General features: G+C 56.2%; 19 protein-coding genes. 7 read left to right on the forward strand and 12 right to left on the reverse strand.

The features are described from left to right. Both ligA and zipA read right to left on the reverse strand, forming a co-directional pair. Complete coding sequence (gene ligA / locus NB069_RS15910) at positions 1–2,016, reverse strand: NAD-dependent DNA ligase LigA (protein WP_250585099.1); 2,016 nt, start codon at positions 2,014–2,016, stop codon at positions 1–3. A gap of 69 nt (positions 2,017–2,085) precedes the next feature. Then, positions 2,086–3,093, reverse strand: coding sequence for a cell division protein ZipA (gene zipA / locus NB069_RS15915; protein WP_250585101.1), 1,008 nt, complete (start codon positions 3,091–3,093; stop codon positions 2,086–2,088). 230 nt (positions 3,094–3,323) lie between these two features. Between zipA and cysZ the strand changes: the two genes are divergently transcribed. From cysZ to crr, 5 genes are all read left to right on the forward strand, one after another. Further along, the gene (cysZ, locus tag NB069_RS15920; RefSeq protein WP_250585103.1) at positions 3,324–4,085 is read left to right on the forward strand and encodes a sulfate transporter CysZ; all 762 of its coding nucleotides are present in this window, start codon (positions 3,324–3,326) and stop codon (positions 4,083–4,085) included. A 163-nt stretch (positions 4,086–4,248) separates the two neighbouring features. Beyond that, positions 4,249–5,220 (forward strand): cysteine synthase A, encoded by a 972-nt coding sequence (gene cysK / locus NB069_RS15925; protein WP_039029656.1) that lies wholly within the window; start codon positions 4,249–4,251, stop codon positions 5,218–5,220. Positions 5,221–5,598: 378 nt separating this feature from the next. Beyond that, positions 5,599–5,856, forward strand: a complete 258-nt coding sequence (gene ptsH / locus NB069_RS15930) for a phosphocarrier protein Hpr (protein WP_000487600.1) — start codon at positions 5,599–5,601, stop codon at positions 5,854–5,856. A 44-nt stretch (positions 5,857–5,900) separates the two neighbouring features. Next, positions 5,901–7,628, forward strand: coding sequence for a phosphoenolpyruvate-protein phosphotransferase PtsI (gene ptsI / locus NB069_RS15935; protein WP_250585105.1), 1,728 nt, complete (start codon positions 5,901–5,903; stop codon positions 7,626–7,628). A gap of 43 nt (positions 7,629–7,671) precedes the next feature. Beyond that, on the forward strand, positions 7,672–8,175 hold the full coding sequence (gene crr, locus NB069_RS15940) for a PTS glucose transporter subunit IIA (RefSeq protein WP_039029658.1): 504 nt from the start codon (positions 7,672–7,674) through the stop codon (positions 8,173–8,175). Positions 8,176–8,223: 48 nt separating this feature from the next. On the opposite strand, the gene pdxK is transcribed toward crr, so the two are convergent. The 10 genes from pdxK to NB069_RS15990 form a co-directional block, all read right to left on the reverse strand. Then, positions 8,224–9,060 (reverse strand): pyridoxine/pyridoxal/pyridoxamine kinase, encoded by an 837-nt coding sequence (gene pdxK, locus NB069_RS15945; protein ID WP_250585107.1) that lies wholly within the window; start codon positions 9,058–9,060, stop codon positions 8,224–8,226. Between the two features lie 5 nt (positions 9,061–9,065). Then, positions 9,066–9,977: a cysteine synthase CysM gene (gene cysM, locus NB069_RS15950; protein WP_250585109.1), complete on the reverse strand. Its 912-nt coding sequence runs from the start codon at positions 9,975–9,977 to the stop codon at positions 9,066–9,068. A 67-nt stretch (positions 9,978–10,044) separates the two neighbouring features. After that, complete coding sequence (gene cysA, locus NB069_RS15955; RefSeq protein WP_250585111.1) at positions 10,045–11,139, reverse strand: sulfate/thiosulfate ABC transporter ATP-binding protein CysA; 1,095 nt, start codon at positions 11,137–11,139, stop codon at positions 10,045–10,047. After that, positions 11,129–12,004 carry a sulfate/thiosulfate ABC transporter permease CysW gene (cysW, locus tag NB069_RS15960; RefSeq protein ID WP_250585113.1) on the reverse strand — a complete coding sequence of 292 codons (876 nt, stop codon included), beginning with the start codon at positions 12,002–12,004 and terminating at the stop codon, positions 11,129–11,131. Before cysW ends, cysA begins: the two co-directional genes overlap by 11 nt. Continuing rightward, positions 12,004–12,837: a sulfate/thiosulfate ABC transporter permease CysT gene (gene cysT / locus NB069_RS15965; RefSeq protein WP_103180651.1), complete on the reverse strand. Its 834-nt coding sequence runs from the start codon at positions 12,835–12,837 to the stop codon at positions 12,004–12,006. Before cysT ends, cysW begins: the two co-directional genes overlap by 1 nt. Then, entirely contained in the window at positions 12,837–13,850 is a 1,014-nt protein-coding gene (locus tag NB069_RS15970) for a sulfate ABC transporter substrate-binding protein (RefSeq protein ID WP_250585116.1), read from the reverse strand. The genes cysT and NB069_RS15970 overlap by 1 nt, the downstream gene beginning before the upstream one ends. A 174-nt stretch (positions 13,851–14,024) precedes the next feature. Beyond that, positions 14,025–14,924, reverse strand: coding sequence for a Dyp-type peroxidase (locus tag NB069_RS15975; protein WP_250585117.1), 900 nt, complete (start codon positions 14,922–14,924; stop codon positions 14,025–14,027). Positions 14,925–15,017: 93 nt separating this feature from the next. Continuing rightward, on the reverse strand, positions 15,018–15,593 hold the full coding sequence (locus tag NB069_RS15980; RefSeq protein WP_250585120.1) for an RpoE-regulated lipoprotein: 576 nt from the start codon (positions 15,591–15,593) through the stop codon (positions 15,018–15,020). 62 nt (positions 15,594–15,655) lie between these two features. Further along, a complete protein-coding gene (locus tag NB069_RS15985) occupies positions 15,656–16,105 on the reverse strand; it encodes a DUF2919 domain-containing protein (protein WP_250585122.1) in 450 nt (149 codons plus the stop codon). Continuing rightward, positions 16,092–16,517, reverse strand: a complete 426-nt coding sequence (locus NB069_RS15990) for a GNAT family acetyltransferase (RefSeq protein WP_032613000.1) — start codon at positions 16,515–16,517, stop codon at positions 16,092–16,094. The genes NB069_RS15985 and NB069_RS15990 overlap by 14 nt, the downstream gene beginning before the upstream one ends. A gap of 212 nt (positions 16,518–16,729) precedes the next feature. Here NB069_RS15990 and amiA point away from each other — a divergent pair, with 212 nt between their 5' ends. Then, positions 16,730–17,605, forward strand: a complete 876-nt coding sequence (amiA, locus tag NB069_RS15995) for an N-acetylmuramoyl-L-alanine amidase AmiA (RefSeq protein ID WP_250585124.1) — start codon at positions 16,730–16,732, stop codon at positions 17,603–17,605. After that, positions 17,605–18,504 carry an oxygen-dependent coproporphyrinogen oxidase gene (hemF, locus tag NB069_RS16000; RefSeq protein ID WP_250585126.1) on the forward strand — a complete coding sequence of 300 codons (900 nt, stop codon included), beginning with the start codon at positions 17,605–17,607 and terminating at the stop codon, positions 18,502–18,504. Before amiA ends, hemF begins: the two co-directional genes overlap by 1 nt. Positions 18,505–18,566 lie beyond the last annotated feature (62 nt).

An 18,566-nucleotide genomic window follows, 5' to 3' on the forward strand; every position in this document is an offset into this window, starting at 1 on the left:
TTACTCTCCTAACAGACGCAGCATTTCGGCTTCGTCAATCACTGCGATCCCCAGCTCCTGTGCTTTGGCCAGTTTAGAGCCCGCCGCTTCACCGGCAATCACCAGGTCGGTTTTCTTCGACACGCTGCCTGCCACCTTTGCCCCCAGCGCCACCAGCCGCGCTTTAGCATCATCCCGGGAAAGCTGGCTCAGGCTGCCGGTAAGTACCACAGTTTTACCGGCGAACGGGCTGTCGATCTCTTCGGCGTTAATCACCTGCGGCGCAGGCCAGCGAATACCTTCCTTCAGCAACTGGCCGATTACATCGCGGTTGCTCTCTTCCGAGAAGAAGTTAAAGACATGGGTGGCGACCACGATGCCAACGTCCGGCACCTTTTGCAGCTCGTCGATGGAGGCGTTCTCGAGCGCCTCCAGCGTCCCGAAATACCCTGCCAGTCCCGCTGCCGTCGCTTCGCCCACTTCACGGATCCCCAGCGCATAGAGGAAACGGGCAAAGGTAGTCTCTTTGGCCTTTTCCAGCGCGTCGGCCACGTTCTGGGCAGATTTAGGCCCCATGCGATCCAGGCCGGTCAGCTTGCCCGGCGTCAGGCGGAACAGATCAGCAGGCGTATGGACGTACTCTTTCTCCACCAGCTGATCGATAATTTTGTCACCCATGCCGTCAACGTCCATCGCCCGGCGGGAGACGAAGTGTTTCAGCGACTCTTTGCGCTGCGCGCCACAGACTAAACCGCCGGTACAGCGGGCAACGGCCTCCCCTTCGACGCGCTCAACGTCGGAACCGCACACCGGACAGTGAGTCGGGAACTCAACGGCACGCGTATCGTCAGGACGCTCTGATTCCACCACGTTAACCACCTGCGGGATCACGTCCCCGGCCCGGCGGATCACCACCTTATCGCCGATACGCAGCCCCAGACGGTCGATTTCGTCGGCGTTATGCAGGGTCGCATTGCTGACCAGCACCCCGGCGACCTGTACAGGCTCCAGACGCGCGACAGGCGTTATCGCCCCGGTACGGCCCACCTGGAACTCCACATCGCGCACGAAGGTCATCTGCTCCTGCGCCGGGAACTTAAAGGCTACCGCCCAGCGCGGCGCGCGGGCGACAAAGCCCAACTGCTCCTGCAGCGCAAGGGAGTTTACTTTGATCACCACCCCGTCGATATCAAAGCCCAGCGTCGGACGATCGGCTTCGACCTGACGGTAAAACGCCAGAACCGCCTCCGGGGAATCGCACAGCTGCACCCGGTTGCTGACCGGCAGCCCCCAGGCTTTAAACTGCAGCAAACGTCCCAGATGGGTATCGGGCAGCTCGCCCCCCTCCAGAATACCAACGCCATAGCAAAAGAACGTCAGCGGGCGCTTCGCGGTAATACGGGGGTCAAGCTGGCGCAGCGAGCCTGCGGCGGCATTGCGGGGGTTAGCGAAAATTTTGCCGCCGGTACGACGCGCCTCTTCGTTAATTTTTTCAAATCCTGCCTGGGGCAGGAAGACTTCGCCGCGCACTTCAAGCCGCGCCGGAATGTTCTCGCCATGTAATTTCAGCGGAATCGCGCGGATGGTGCGCACGTTGGCGGTAATGTCCTCGCCGGTGGTGCCGTCGCCGCGGGTAGCCGCGCGGATCATCACTCCGTTTTCGTACAGAATGCTGACGGCCAGGCCATCCAGCTTCAGCTCGCAGCACCAGCTCAGGGCATCGGACTGCTTCAGGCGATCCTGCACGCGCTTGTTGAAGGCGAGGAAGCTCTCTTCGTCAAAGACGTTATCCAGCGACAGCATAGGCACTTCGTGACGCACCTGGCTGAAAAAGGCCAGCGGTGCCGCCCCGACGCGCTGGGTTGGCGAGTCCGGCGTAATGAGTTCAGGGTGCTGCGCTTCAAGCTCGCGCAGCTCACGCATCAGACGGTCATATTCCGCGTCCGGCACTTCTGGCGCATCCATCACATGATAAAGATACTCATGGTGGCGAAGCGTGGTTCGCAGTTCGGTGAGTTGTTGTTCGATTGAGTCCATGTCGCACCATTAATGAGAAAAACCCCCGACATGCGGGGGTTGAGGAGGTGTGAAACAAAACGCGGAAATTTACGCGTTAGCTTCTTTAACTTCGCGGATGCGGTCCTGATATTCGCGCAGTTTCTGCGGCGTCATCATTCGACGCTGATCGTCGAGCACCATACCGCCGACTTCATCGGCGATGTGCTGAGCGGACTGCAGCATCAGCTTAAAGTTTTGCAGTTCATCGCCATAGGATGGCACCTGCATAAAGATCGTAATACCCGGCGTGGTGAAATCACCGGTCATCTCCGGATCAAAAGTACCCGGGTTGACCATGTTCGCCAGGCTGAACAGCGAAGGACCGCTGCCATCTGGGCTGAGGTGGCGATGGAAAATATTCATATCGCCAAATTTAAAGCCCGCCTGATGGATGCTGCTGAGCAGTACTTCACCGTTAATGGTCGTGCCCTGATGGGCCGCCACGCTCATCACAATCACCGTCTCTTTGCGCTGCGGTTTTTCAACCACTGGCGCGGCTTCGACAACCGGCTCCGGCTCTGCAACAGGGGCTGGCGCAGGGGCTGGTTGCGGCGCAGGGGCTGGTTGCGGCGCAGGCGCTACAGGCTGCGGTGCCTGCTGCACAACGGGTTGTGGCTGCGGCTGAGGTTCAGGCTGAGCGGCATACTGCGGTTGTTGCACCGGCTGCTGACGCACAGGTTCATGCTGCGGCGGTTGCTGCTGCGGCTGGTGTACCGGTTCGGCAGCAGGCTGCGGCGCAGCCGGACGTGGCTGAGCAGATGCATAAGGTGGCTGGTACTGATGCTGCGGAGGCTGACGAGGCGCTTCATGCTCCCCATGGCCTGCGCCGGGCGCACTGTTAGCCCGATGAACGCGTACTTCACCCACACCCTCGTCTTCCGTATCTTCGATATCGTCATCGCTATCGTCGTCACGGTGAGACTTCATGCGCTTCAGTGGGCGATCGCGAAACATAGAAGAGCGCTCTTTACGGCTGGTCCAGAAACCATGTACCAGTAAAGCGATTATGGCGATCGCGCCAACAATGATTAATATCAGACGCAAATCCTGCATCATTATATTCTCTGTTGTTCTAACACCTTGCCACCACGGCAAACATTTACTCACTAAGAGTATTTGCCGATTACGTCAAGTGCAAGTGCGTGCAGAGCATTCGCAGCATAAAGATGAACTAAATCGTGCTTTTTGCTGTTTTTTCGAACATTTCCGAACTGGTCAACGTGCCGCAACTGGCTAATATAGGCAGGCAATTTCACTGGTTGCGATAAAAGGAGCTCAACCTGGTTATGGTTTCATCGACATCTTCCCCTCCACGCAGCGGCGTCTGGTACTTTTCCCAGGGCTGGAAACTGGTTTCACTGCCTGGCATCAGACGCTTTGTGATCCTGCCTCTGCTGATCAACATTCTGCTGATGGGTGGCGCCTTCTGGTGGCTGTTTACCCGGCTCGACACCTGGATCCCGGCGCTAATGAGCCATGTTCCCGACTGGCTGCAGTGGCTGAGCTATCTGCTGTGGCCGATAGTCATCATTTCGGTTCTGCTGGTGTTTGGCTATTTCTTCTCGACCATTGCCAACTGGATTGCAGCCCCTTTTAACGGCCTGCTGGCCGAACAGCTTGAGGCCCGGCTGACGGGTGCCACGCCGCCAGATACCGGCGTGCTGGGTATAATGAAAGATCTGCCGCGCATCATGAAGCGCGAGTGGCAGAAGCTGGCATGGTATCTGCCTCGCGCCATTGTGCTACTGCTTCTCTACTTTATTCCGGGTATCGGCCAGACCGTTGCTCCCGTGCTGTGGTTCCTGTTCAGCGCGTGGATGCTGGCTATCCAGTACTGCGACTACCCCTTTGATAACCATAAGGTGCCCTTTAAGGAGATGCGCACTGCCCTGCGCAGCCGCAAGATGGCCAATATGCAGTTTGGCGCGCTGACCAGCCTTTTCACCATGATTCCGTTCCTGAATTTATTCATCATGCCGGTGGCGGTCTGCGGCGCGACGGCAATGTGGGTCGACTGTTATCGTGATAAACACGCGTTATGGAAGTAATGCAAAAATGTGTAAACGAAGGGTGGCTTATGCCACCCTTTATTCCATACTGATCCCCATTATTTCGTTGCAGTATATAGATATGCGAATTCCTTTCTTCCCCATCTCACCCCGAAAGGTATGCTGATGCGGTATCCCAATTTCAAACAGTTAAGGACAGGCCATGAGTAAGATTTTTGAAGATAACTCGCTGACTATCGGTCACACGCCCCTGGTTCGACTGAACCGTATCGGTAATGGACGCATCCTGGCGAAGGTGGAATCTCGTAACCCAAGCTTTAGCGTAAAATGCCGTATCGGTGCCAATATGATTTGGGATGCGGAAAAGCGTGGCGTGTTGAAGCCTGGCGTTGAACTGGTTGAGCCAACCAGCGGTAACACCGGTATCGCGCTGGCCTATGTTGCCGCAGCACGTGGGTATAAGCTGACGCTGACCATGCCAGAGACCATGAGTATTGAACGCCGCAAGCTGTTGAAAGCGCTGGGCGCCAATCTGGTCTTAACCGAAGGCGCTAAAGGTATGAAAGGCGCCATCCAGAAAGCCGAAGAGATCGTCGCCAGCGATCCGGCAAAATATCTGCTGCTCCAGCAGTTCAGCAACCCGGCAAACCCGGAAATTCACGAGAAAACCACCGGCCCGGAAATCTGGGAAGATACCGACGGCCAGGTCGATGTGTTTATCTCCGGCGTGGGTACCGGCGGTACGCTGACCGGCGTGTCTCGCTATATTAAAGGCACAAAAGGTAAAAAGGATCTGATTACCGTTGCCGTTGAGCCAACCGACTCTCCGGTCATTGCCCAGGCGTTGGCTGGTGAAGAACTGAAACCAGGCCCACATAAAATTCAGGGTATCGGCGCGGGCTTTATTCCGGGCAACCTGGATCTGAAACTGATTGATAAAGTTGTGGCTATCACTAACGATGAAGCCATCTCTACCGCACGTCGTCTGATGGAAGAAGAAGGTATCCTGGCGGGTATCTCCTCTGGTGCTGCCGTAGCCGCCGCGCTGAAACTACTCGAAGATGAAACCTTTACCAATAAGAATATCGTGGTTATCCTGCCATCGTCGGGTGAGCGTTATTTAAGTACTGCACTGTTTGCCGATCTCTTTACTGAGAAAGAATTGCAACAGTAGTGCCAGAATGTAAATATCGCGTAAAAAAGCACCCAAACGGGTGCTTTTTTGTGGCCTGCTTCAAACTTTTATCTCGTCCGGCATTGCCCAACCCCGTCAGCTCTGGTATTTAAGCTGACAATTATTTTGAAGCACGAAATTAATCGTTGCAGTAATTCCCGCTGCTGAATCGATTTTATGATTTGGTTCAAGTCTTGCTTTCGCGGCATAATGTTTAATGTCGAGCGAGACGTCAGCAGCCTGACATGCCAGCACCGGATGCGTTTGTCACTTTTGTGGCGCGTGCCGTTTAGCCGGTGCTAACAATACAGGCTAAAGTCCTGCCGCCAGGCTAGACTTTAGTTCCACAACACTAAACCAATAAGTTGGGGAAATACAATGTTCCAGCAAGAAGTTACCATTACCGCTCCGAACGGTCTGCACACCCGCCCTGCTGCTCAGTTTGTTAAAGAAGCGAAAGGCTTCACTTCTGAGATCACTGTGACTTCCAACGGCAAAAGCGCGAGCGCAAAAAGCCTGTTCAAACTGCAGACTCTGGGTCTGACTCAGGGCACCGTTGTGACCATCTCCGCTGAAGGCGAAGACGAGCAGAAAGCAGTTGAGCATCTGGTAAAACTGATGGCTGAGCTCGAGTAAGTATCCGGGTTCTTTTAAATATCAGTCACAAGTAAGGTAGGGTTATGATTTCAGGCATTTTAGCATCCCCGGGTATCGCTTTCGGCAAAGCACTGCTGCTGAAGGAAGACGAGATCGTCATCGACCGGAAAAAAATTTCTGCTGATAAGGTAAATCAGGAAGTTGAACGTTTTTTGAGTGGCCGTGCAAAAGCATCTGCGCAACTGGAAACGATCAAAACTAAAGCTGGCGAAACTTTCGGTGAAGAAAAAGAAGCCATCTTCGAAGGGCACATCATGTTGCTCGAAGATGAGGAGCTTGAGCAGGAAATCATAGCCCTGATTAAAGATAAAGGCATGACGGCGGACGCCGCTGCGCATGAAGTTATCGAAGGTCAGGCAACTGCCCTGGAAGAGCTGGACGATGAATACCTGAAAGAGCGTGCGGCTGACGTGCGTGATATCGGTAAGCGCCTGCTGCGCAACATTCTCGGCCTTGCCATCATCGATCTGAGCGCGATTCAGGATGAAGTCATCCTGGTTGCTGCTGACCTGACCCCGTCAGAAACCGCACAGCTGAACCTGAACAAGGTGCTGGGTTTCATCACTGACGCCGGTGGCCGTACCTCCCACACCTCTATCATGGCGCGTTCGCTGGAGCTGCCAGCCATCGTGGGTACCGGTAGCGTCACCGCTCAGGTTAAAAACGACGATTATCTGATTCTGGATGCCGTAAACAACGTGGTTTACGTCAACCCAACTAACGAAGAGATCGAAAAACTGCGCACCGTTCAGGAGCAGGTTGCGACTGAAAAAGCGGAACTGGCTAAGCTGAAAGATCTGCCAGCCATCACTCTGGATGGTCATCAGGTTGAAGTGTGCGCAAACATCGGTACCGTACGCGACGTCGATGGCGCTGAGCGCAACGGCGCAGAAGGTGTGGGTCTCTATCGTACTGAATTCCTGTTCATGGACCGTGACGCCCTGCCAACCGAAGAAGAGCAGTTCGCTGCCTACAAAGCGGTTGCTGAAGCCTGTGGCTCACAGGCTGTCATCGTCCGTACCATGGACATCGGCGGCGACAAAGAGCTGCCGTACATGAACTTCCCGAAAGAAGAGAACCCGTTCCTGGGCTGGCGTGCCGTGCGTATCGCGATGGATCGTAAAGAGATCCTGCGCGACCAGGTCCGCGCTATCCTGCGTGCTTCCGCATTCGGTAAGCTGCGCATCATGTTCCCGATGATCATCTCCGTTGAAGAAGTGCGTTCACTGAAGAAAGAGATCGAGATCTACAAACAGGAACTGCGTGACGAAGGTAAAGCTTTCGATGAGTCCATCGAAGTTGGCGTGATGGTGGAAACCCCAGCCGCAGCAACGATTGCCCGTCATTTAGCGAAAGAAGTCGATTTCTTTAGTATTGGTACCAACGATTTAACCCAGTACACCCTGGCAGTTGACCGTGGTAATGATATGATTTCACATCTTTACCAGCCAATGTCACCGTCCGTGCTGACGCTTATCAAGCAAGTTATTGATGCTTCTCATGCAGAAGGCAAATGGACTGGTATGTGCGGTGAGCTTGCAGGCGACGAACGTGCTACACTTCTGTTGCTGGGTATGGGTCTGGACGAATTCTCGATGAGCGCCATTTCCATCCCGCGCATTAAGAAGATCATCCGTAACACGAACTTCGAAGATGCGAAGGTATTAGCAGAGCAGGCTCTTGCTCAACCGACAACGGACGAGTTAATGACGCTGGTTAACAAGTTCATTGAAGAAAAAACAATCTGCTAATCCACGAGATGCGGCCCAATTTACTGCTTAGGAGAGATGGCTAATGGGGTTATTTAGTAAACTGTTCGGTGACAAAGGCAACAACGACACCGGAACTATTGAGATTGTTGCTCCGCTGTCTGGTGAAATCGTCAACATCGAAGACGTGCCGGATGTCGTGTTTGCAGAGAAAATTGTGGGTGATGGCATTGCTATCAAACCAACCGGTAACAAAATGGTTGCGCCGGTAGATGGTACCATCGGTAAGATTTTTGAAACCAACCACGCGTTCTCTATCGAATCTGATAGCGGTATTGAGCTGTTCGTTCACTTCGGCATCGACACCGTCGAGCTGAAAGGCGAAGGCTTCAAGCGTATCGCTGAAGAAGGCCAGCGCGTAAAAGTTGGCGACCCGGTTATTGAATTCGATCTGCCACTGCTGGAAGAGAAAGCCAAGTCTACCCTGACTCCGGTTGTTATCTCCAACATGGACGAAATCAAAGAACTGATCAAACTGTCCGGCAGCGTTACCGTGGGTGAAACCCCGGTTATTCGCATCAAAAAGTAATTTTTGGCCGCACAGAAAAATGGCGCCTTCGGGCGCCATTTTTGTTTGTCAGGCCGGGAGAACCAGCTCGTCGTAGCCTTTCTCCTGGGTATACCGCATCACCTGCGTCACCCTGTCCCCTGCGCGGCTTATCGCTGCCGCCACGCTCTCCTGCTGCACCAGCGCACTGACCAGCTCAGAACAGAACAGATCCCCGGTGCCTTTCAGATCGGCTTTGATGCGCGGATGGGCGCTGACCGTCACGTTATCGCGGGAGACCAGAACCACATGAATAGCGTCTGCATCGCCTGTCACTGGGGCGCTGGTGATCGCCACCCACTGCAGGGTATCGGAAAGTAGCCCTTTGGCAGCGGCAATGGCACTGGCGTTATCCCGGCACGTTTTTCCGCTGAGCACTTCCAGCTCGTAGACGTTAGGCGTGATCCCCTGCGCCAGGGGCAGCAGATGCTGGCGGTAGGCTTCCGGGATTTCGGGTTTAACATAGGTTCCGCTGTCGGTGTCGCCAATCACCGGATCGACCAGAATAAGCAGATCGGGATGCTGCGCCTTCACCGTGCGCAGCCAGTTTGCCAGCAGGATAATCTGGCTGGCGCTGCCCATGTAGCCGGTGGTGACCGCTTTCAGCTCGCGCAATATGTCACGCTCCTCCAGCGCTTTCAGGTAGCCGCTGAACCACTCGTCGGGGATCACTCCGCCGTAAAAGGTGTCGTAGTGCGGGGTATTACTGAACAGCACCGTCGGGACCGCCGTCACGTTAAGGCGATGCTGACGAATATTGGGTACCGCAATGCTGTTACCTACGCTGCCGTACACCACCTGGGACTGAACCGCCACAATATCGCTCTGCTGCACCCGGGTTTTATCCCGGAATAAAATCATCTCCATCGCGTTTAGATCCCTGCGCCCTGCGCATAGCTCTCCTCACCAAAGACGCCGGTAGACAGATAGCGATCGCCGCGATCGCAAACGATCGCCACGACTACCGCACCGGGCACAGCCTCTGCAATCCGCAGTGCGCCCGCTACCGCGCCGCCAGAACTGACGCCGCAGAAAACGCCTTCGCGCACGGCCAGTTCACGCATGGTATTTTCCGCCTCGCGCTGGTGAATATCCAGCACCTGGTCCACAAGCTGGGCATTAAAGATGCCCGGCATATACTCCGCAGGCCAGCGGCGAATGCCCGGGATACTGCTGCCCTCTTCCGGCTGCAGGCCAACAATGGTGACCGCCTTTTCCTGCTCGCGCAGGAATCGGGAGACGCCGGTAATGGTGCCTGTGGTGCCCATGCTGGAGACGAAATGGGTGATGCGCCCTTCGGTCTGCTGCCAGATCTCCGGGCCGGTGGTGGTGTAATGTGCGTAGGGGTTATCAGGATTGTTGAACTGATCCAGCAACTTACCCTCGCCGCGATCGGCCATCGCTTGCGCTAAATCGCGCGCCCCTTCCATCCCTTGCTCTTTGGTCACCAGAATCAGCTCGGCACCGTAAGCCCGCATCGCAGCGCGGCGCTCCTGGCTCATGTTGTCCGGCATCAGCAGCTTCATGCGGTAGCCCTTCAGCGCGGCGATCATCGCCAGCGCAATGCCGGTATTCCCGCTGGTGGCCTCGATCAGCACATCGCCGGGTTTAATTTCTCCGCGCTTTTCCGCCTGGACAATCATCGACAGCGCGGCCCGATCTTTGACCGAACCCGCCGGGTTGTTGCCTTCCAGTTTGATCCAGATTTCGCTGCCGTTGTCGCACCCCATGCGCTGAAGCTTGACCAGAGGAGTGTTGCCGATGGTGTGTTCGAGTGTAGTCACGATTTTTGCTCAATAAAAAGCCCGGTAAGCATTACGCCACCGGGCGATAAACATGGTCAATAAACTATCAGGCAGATTCCGCCAGAGCAAGATCTCCCCGCGTCTCGATACGATCCTTATCGTGATAAATACGCGCGTGTTGCAGTCCCACAAACAGACGTTCCCCGCGGTGTGGCGGCTCTTCGTCGCGCAATACTACCGTCAGCGGTTCGTTGTACCAGCCGAGCGGCTGCACCACCAGCTGCGTATAGTGACCTTTCGGGCTGGCCTCCAGTACCTGCACCGGCAGCGGCGAGTCGAGGCTGGTGCGACGGCTGACGTCCACTTCCCACGGGCGCAGGAAGAGATCCACCGGCCCCTGATAAGCAGGCGTATAGCCGAGCGGCCAGCGGTGGGCGCCGACGTGGAACTGCCCTCCGCGGATAGTGCCGTGCAAACGGTTCACTTCGCCCATAAACTCGAGCACGAAGCGGGTTGCAGGCTCACGCCACAGCTGCTCTGGCTCATCAACCTGTTCGATATTGCCCTGGCTCATCACCACCACCCGGTCGGCCACTTCCATCGCCTCTTCCTGATCGTGGGTAACAAAAACGCTGGTGAACTTCAGCTCTTCATGCAGCTGACGCAGCCAGCGACGCAGCTCTTTACGCACCTGCGCATCCAGCGCGCCAAAAGGTTCGTCCAGCAGCAGAATTTGTGGTTCTACCGCCAGGGCACGCGCCAGGGCCACGCGCTGTTTCTGACCGCCGGAGAGCTGCGCCGGATAGCGATCGGCGAGATGGGCCAGCTGCACCATTTCCAGCAGTTTGGTGACTTTCGCCTTGATGGTCGCGGCGTTCGGACGCTCGCGGCGCGGCAGCACCGTCAGGCCAAAGGCGATGTTATCGAACACCGTCATATGGCGGAACAGGGCATAATGCTGGAACACGAATCCCACCTTACGGTCGCGCGCATGCAGGCGGCTGACGTCGGTGCCGTGGAAGCGAATATGCCCGCTGGTCTGGTGCTCCAGCCCGGCGATAATACGCAGCAGCGTGGTTTTACCTGAGCCAGAAGGTCCCAGCAGCGCCACCATTTGTCCGGAAGGGATATCCAGCGAGATATCGTTCAGCACCTGGGTGCGACCAAAAGACTTCTTAATATTGGCAATCTCAATGCTCATGATTTCCCTCCTGATGCTGGCGTTTGGCCTGATTCTCTAAACGCCACTGCACCATACTCTTTAAAAACAGGGTCAAAATAGCCATCAGCGTCAGCAGGGCTGCGGCGGTAAAGGAACCGACGGTGTTATAGTCCTGCTCCAGCAGTTCAATTTGTAACGGCAGCGACAGCGTTTCGCCGCGGATCGAGCCGGAAACCACCGACACCGCGCCAAACTCGCCAATCGCGCGGGCATTGGTCAACACCACGCCATACAGCAGCGCCCAGCGGATATTCGGCAGGGTGACGCGGCGGAACATCTGCCAGCCGGACGCGCCCAGCAGCACCGCCGCTTCGTCTTCGTTGCTGCCCTGGCTTAACATCACCGGCACCAGTTCACGCACCACAAACGGACAGGTGACAAATACCGTAACCAGCACCATGCCCGGCCAGGCGAACATGATCTGTAAGTTATGTTCATCCAGCCAGCCGCCCAGTGGCCCGTTGGAGCCATAGAACAGCAGATAGACCAGACCCGCCACCACCGGTGAGACCGCAAACGGAATGTCCAGCAGGGTCAGCAGCAGCTGGCGGCCCGGGAAGTTAAAGCGGGTTACCAGCCAGGCCAGCAAAATGCCAAATACCAGGTTTACCGGCACGGTAATCAGGGCAATCATCACCGTCAGCCAGATGGCATGCAGCATATCCGGATCGGCCAGATTTTGTAGCGCGGGCATAATCCCCTTGCTGAACGCCTGAACAAAGATATAGACCATCGGCACGACCAGAATGAAGGCCGATACCAGCACGCCGGTGCCAATCAGGACCCATTTTCCCCAGTTAATGCGGGGGGCGTCGTAGCGTTTCAATTGAGTAACTTCCGCCATCAGTGACCTACCACGCGTCGACCAAAGCGACTTTGCAGAGTGTTAATCGAGAACAGCAGCAGCAGCGAGGCCGCCAGGATCACCGAGGCAATGGCGCTCGCCGCCGGGTAATCAAACTCCTGCAGGCGAACAAAAATCATCAGCGAGGTGACTTCGGTTTTCCACGCGATGTTACCGGCGATGAAAATTACCGCGCCAAACTCACCGAGGCTGCGGGTGAACGACAGCGCCACGCCTGCCAGCAGGGCCGGGGAGAGCTCGGGAAGTACCACTTTGCGAAAGCTCTGCCAGCGCGTCGCGCCCAGGGTTTCTGCTGCTTCTTCATATTCCGGACCTAACTCTTCCAGCACCGGCTGCACGGTTCGTACCACAAACGGGATGCTGGTAAAGGCCATCGCTACCGCAATGCCAAGCCAGGTATAGGTCACTTTAATGTCAAACTTCGCCAGCCATTCGCCGTAAAAACCGTTAACGGAGAACAGCGAGGCGAGCGTTAAGCCCGCCACCGCCGTCGGCAGCGCAAAGGGTAAATCCATCAGCGCATCCAGCAGCGTGCGGCCCGGGAAGCGATAGCGGGTTAAGATCCATGCCATCAGCAGGCCGAACACGCCGTTAAAGAGGGAGGCGACAAACGCCGACAGCAGCGTCACTTTATAAGCCGCCACCACCTGCGGGTTGCTGATCACCTCCCAGTACTGGGACCAGCTCATCTCAGAGAGTTGAACCACCAGCGCGCTGAGCGGTAATAACAAAATCAGGCAGACGAACAGCAGGCTGGTCCCGAGGCTTAAGGTAAAGCCCGGCAGCACACGTCTGGAGGAAACTGCAAACATTACTTACGCCCCGCCGCCAACAGTTTGTCTAACTCACCGCCGCTGGCGAAATGGGTTTTCATGACGTCAGGCCAGCCGCCAAAATGATCTTCCACGCGGAACAGTTCGGTCTGCGGGAATTTGTCTTTCAGCTTGTTCATCACGTCCGGGTTATTCACGCGATAGTAGTAATCGGTGATCACGGTCTGGGCCTGCGGGCTGTACAGATAGTTCAGATAGGCTTTCGCCGCTTTTTCTGTGCCGTTGGCTTTGATATTTTTATCCACCCACGCCACCGGGAACTCCGCCAGCACGTTGGTTTTCGGGATCACCACTTCAAAGCCCTGGGCTTCGTACTGCTTACGGATGTTGTTCACTTCCGATTCAAAGCTGATCAGCACATCACCCAGACCACGCTCCGCGAAGGTAGTGGTTGCCCCACGACCGCCGGTATCGAACACTTCGACATTTTTCAGGAACTGGGTCATGAACTGTTCTGTTTTGGCTTTATCGTTGCCGTCCGCTTTATCCGCAGCGCCCCAGGCGGCCAGATAGGTATAACGGGCGTTTCCGGAGGTTTTAGGGTTCGGGAAAATCAGCTTCACGTCAGAACGTACGAGGTCGTTCCAGTCGTGAATGTTCTTTGGGTTGCCCTTACGCACCAGGAAACCCATGGTGGAGTAGAACGGCGAGCTGTTGTTCGGCAGACGGCTCTGCCAGTCGGCCGGGATCAGCTTGCCTTTGTCGTGCAGGATCTGCACGTCGGTAATCTGGTTGTAGGTAACCACATCGGCCTTCAGCCCCTGCAGAATAGCCAGCGCCTGTTTCGAAGAACCGGCATGGGACTGCTTGATAGTCAGTTTGTCGCCGTTATTGTCTTTCGCCCATTGCTGTTCAAATGGCGGGTTCAGGGCGGCAAACAGTTCGCGCGAGACGTCATAGGAGCTGTTCAGCAGCTCGGTTGCCTGCGCCTGCGCGACCAGCAGCAATCCTGCCAGTGCCAGCGATCCTTTTTTCAGTACAGTAACGGCCATTGCGCACCCTTATAAATGTGATGACTATCTTATGGTCATAATATTTATAACGAGTACTAAAGGAGTAACGGTTTTATATACCGTTTAGTGATTTGGAAGCAGAAAAGGGAATAAGGATGCAGAGGAAGTGCCGGGTGGCGCTGACGCTTACCCGGCCTACATACGGAGAAGGTTTTACAGTACCAGCAGACGCTCAATGGACGGCGCAAAGTAGTAGCCGCCGGTCACCGGTCTGGTGAAGCGCAGCATCGCGTCGCGCTTGCCATCGGTGTCACCGAACATGCTCAGGAGCTGCTGCTCAATGTTGTACAGGCGCGCGCAATAGGCGCAGAAGTAAAGGCCGTTCGTACCGCTGGCGGTGCCGTACGGCAGGCTCTGGCGCACAATCTTCAGCCCTTTGCCGTCCTCTTTCAGATCGACACGGCTCAGGTGCGAGGTCGCCGGGCGGTCATCGCCGTCGATCTCTTCGTTGGCCTCTTTGGTGCGGCCAATCATCATCTCCTGATCGTGCACGCTCATGCGGTTAAGCTGTTTGAGATTGTGCTCCCAGCGCTGAACAAACACGTAGCTGCCGCCCGCGTCCACGCCCTCTTTGATCACCGCCACTTCACGACGGGTCTCATCCCCTGCCGGGTTTTCGGTGCCGTCAACGAAGCCGCTCAGATCGCGCTCTTCCACCCAGCGGAAACCGTGGATCTCTTCTTTAACGTCAACGCAGTCGCCAAAGGCAGCCATCGCGGCCTGGGCAATGGAGAAGTTCACATCGTGACGCAGGGAGAGAATATGGATCAGCACGTCGTACTGGGTGGCCGGGGCCAGGCCTTTACCGTAGGGGACAAAGTCTTTCAGCTCTTCAGCCCCTTCCCCACCGCTCAGCTGACGCCAGACGTCGTGGCCAAACGCCACCACCGCACCGCAGTGCGCATCCGGGAATTTGGCCTGGAAGGTGGCCACGTTATCAATAAAGACTTTGCTGGCCGCACGCAGGGCATCGATATCCCCTTTGACATTGGCTTCGATCCAAATCGCCGCGCGGCAATGTTCTGGCAAAATGCCACTCTGAACCTGAGACATCGCTCCTCCTGAAAAAAAGATGCCACGAAGTCGTGGCATGGTTGGCGGCGATTATACCCGCTTTTTTAACGAGGCGGCTTGTCCAGGCGCAATTTACTGCTGCCAGATAATTTTGCTGACTTTCCAGTTTTTCAGCGTGTCGTCAGAAGGCATCAACCCTTCCGGGCCGTTCCAGGTGCCGCTGAACTGATAGCTGATATGCTGGCTGCCTTCCGCCTTACACTCTACCGCCACGCTCTCTTCGCCCGGGGCGCTGGTGCAGTTGCCGTAGGCCTTCTGGTAGAGGTCGCTGAACGGGGTACCGATCTTCACGCCGTTGTCGGTTTCAACGTCGCTATCCAGCACTTCGATACGCGTCACGGTGTTTTTATCACCGTTTATCACCATCGCCAGCCGATCGTCTTTCAGCGCTTCGAAATAGTGAACAATGTTGCCATTCTGCGTTCTCATGCCGCTGCGCAGCCGGTAATCACCGCCCAATGCCGATTCGATGGCGCTCTGTTCCAGCGGCGTGGCGGCGGTGAGTTTTCCTACGCCCTGCTCGGAGACGTCGGTGGAAGCGCCGAACCAGTTCCAGGGATAAGCCGCAGACCAGTTAACGGCGGAGAGCGTTGAACAGCCCGTCAGGACAACGGGGAGCGCGCATAACAGTAAACGCAGCGATTTCATCGGGAGTTCCTTTCTGGTTATTTGAACGCTTGTTGGAGTACAGCATCGCTAAAAAGTGCCGTTTAATCTTGCTCAGGCGTAAAACAGGCGCGCAGACGGGGATGAGTCAGCAGCCACAGCAGCGCCACAATATCGGCCACCACCAGCGCAATGCCTGTGCCGCTCAGGGCTTCCCCATTCAGCCACAGCAGGGGCTGCCAGCACAGCAGAACGCACTGGGCGAGGATCAGCATCCCGCGCAGCGAACGCCACAGGCGCGGCCAGAGATGCCGCCGCCCGCTCAGCAAAAAGGCCATCACCGCCGGGAGCCCCGGAAGCAGCCCCAGCCAGAAGTTATCGTGATCGGGATAAAACAGGTTCAGCAGCGTATTGCCCTGATCGCGGGACGCTCCTGCCATGACGAACAGCACCCAGGTACGGGCCTGAAGCAGCAGCACGCACCAGAACAGAAACGGCAGGCGAACCCGGCCGTGGCTATCGTAGTCGCCCGGGTGAAAATCAATACTCTTCATCTTCTATCAGGCGTTTTCCCAGGGTCAGCACGTCGGCATGTTCATAGTTAAGACGCTCGTACATGCCCAGCACCATGTCATTATCCTCCCGCACCATGATCTGAATTTTTGGGCAGCCGCGGGCGATCAGTTTCTTTTCCAGGCGATTGAGCAGCGCGTTAGCGATACCGCGCCCGCGAAATTCAGGGTGGACGCCGAGATAGTACGCCGAGCCGCGATGCCCGTCGTAGCCGCCCATCACCGTGCCCACCACTTCGCCATTGACCTCCGCCACCAGGAACAGACTGACGTCATGATTGAGCTTGCGCTCGATGTCCATCTCCGGATCGTTCCACGGTCGCAGTAGCTCGCAGCGCTCCCAGAGCGTGATGACCTCTTCGAAGTCGGCCTGGCGAAAAACGCGTATCTCCATGGTATTTACCGCCTTTTTGGGTTCAAAAACAGTGATTATGACGCGAACGCCCTCTTTCGCCAATATCCAGCGAAAAACACCTGAAAATTTGGCATAATGGCACTTTGTCACGTATTGAAATGAAAAGTAAAACAATTCGCCACATGGACTGTCGTAACGGAAAAGACGATACGATATAACACCAGGACCCCAATTTTTACAATTCAGGCCGCATGAGCACATTCAAACCATTAAAAGCACTCACATCGCGTCGTCAGGTTCTCAAAGCGGGGCTGGCGGCCTTAACCTTAACAGGCATCGCAAAGCAGGCTCAGGCAAAAGAAGAGAGCACGCTAAAAACCAGTAACGGACACAGCAAGCCTAAAACCAAAAAACCCGGTGCGAAGCGTCTGGTGATGCTCGATCCGGGCCACGGCGGTATTGATACCGGCGCCATAGGCCGTAACGGTTCGAAAGAAAAACACGTTGTGCTGGCGATTGCAAAAAATGTCCGGTCGATTTTACGCAGTAACGGCATTGACGCCCGCCTGACGCGCTCCGGCGATACCTTTATTCCGCTGTACGACCGCGTTGAGATCGCCCACAAGCACGGCGCGGATCTGTTTATGTCGATCCACGCCGATGGCTTTACTAACCCCTCGGCGGCCGGCGCATCGGTGTTTGCCCTTTCCAACCGGGGCGCCAGTAGCGCCATGGCAAAATACCTCTCTGACCGGGAAAACCGCGCGGATGAAGTGGCCGGGAAGAAAACCACCGACAAGGATCATCTCCTGCAGCAGGTGCTGTTTGACCTGGTTCAGACCGACACCATCAAAAACAGCCTCACGCTCGGGTCACATATCCTGAAGAAGATTAAGCCGGTGCACCGTCTGCACAGCAAAGGCACCGAGCAGGCGGCGTTTGTGGTGTTGAAATCACCGTCGATCCCGTCCGTGCTGGTGGAAACCTCTTTTATCACCAACCCGGAAGAAGAGCGCCTGCTTGGCACCACGGCGTTTCGCCAGAAGATCGCCAACGCGATTGCCTCCGGCGTTATCAGTTACTTCAACTGGTTCGATAACCAGAAAGCGCACTCCAGGAAACGTTGATGAAACCGAATGCAAAGCAGGTCAAAGCCTTCCTGCTGCAACTGCAGGATGACATTTGCCAGAAACTGAGCGCCGTCGATGGCGGTGAATTTCAGCAGGATGAGTGGCAGCGTGAAGCCGGCGGCGGCGGACGCAGCCGCGTGCTGCGCAACGGCGGCGTATTCGAGCAGGCCGGGGTTAACTTCTCCCACGTCCACGGCGACGCCATGCCCGCCTCGGCCACCGCGCACCGCCCTGAGCTGGCAGGCCGCAGCTTTGAGGCGATGGGCGTCTCGCTGGTGGTCCATCCCCACAACCCGTTCGTGCCCACCAGCCACGCCAACGTGCGCTTTTTTATCGCCGAAAAACCGGGTGCCGATCCGGTGTGGTGGTTTGGCGGCGGCTTCGACTTAACGCCTTTCTACGGGTTTGAAGAAGACGCGGTGCACTGGCACCAGACCGCCCACGACCTGTGCCAGCCCTTTGGTGAAGACGTCTATCCGAAGTACAAGAAGTGGTGCGACGACTATTTTTACCTCAGGCACCGCGACGAGCAGCGCGGCATTGGCGGCCTGTTCTTTGACGATCTGAATACCCCGGACTTCGATACCGCCTTCAGCTTTATGCAGGCGGTGGGCAATGGCTATACCGATGCTTACCTGCCGATTGTCGAACGGCGCAAAAACCACGATTACGGCGTGCGCGAGCGCGAGTTTCAGCTCTATCGCCGCGGGCGTTACGTGGAGTTTAATCTGGTGTGGGATCGCGGCACGCTGTTCGGCCTGCAGACCGGCGGGCGTACGGAGTCGATTTTAATGTCGATGCCGCCGCTGGTGCGCTGGGAGTACAGCTTTGAACCGAAAGAAGGCAGCCCGGAGGCTGCCCTGAAGGAGTTTATTAAGGTTCGGGACTGGATTTAGTCCCCCTCTCCCCAAAGGGCCGAGGGTGAAAAGACGGTTCCGTGCAGTCCCCTCTCCCCTAT

It is taken from the genome of Leclercia adecarboxylata (assembly GCF_023639785.1).
Classification (GTDB): domain Bacteria; phylum Pseudomonadota; class Gammaproteobacteria; order Enterobacterales; family Enterobacteriaceae; genus Enterobacter; species Enterobacter adecarboxylatus_D.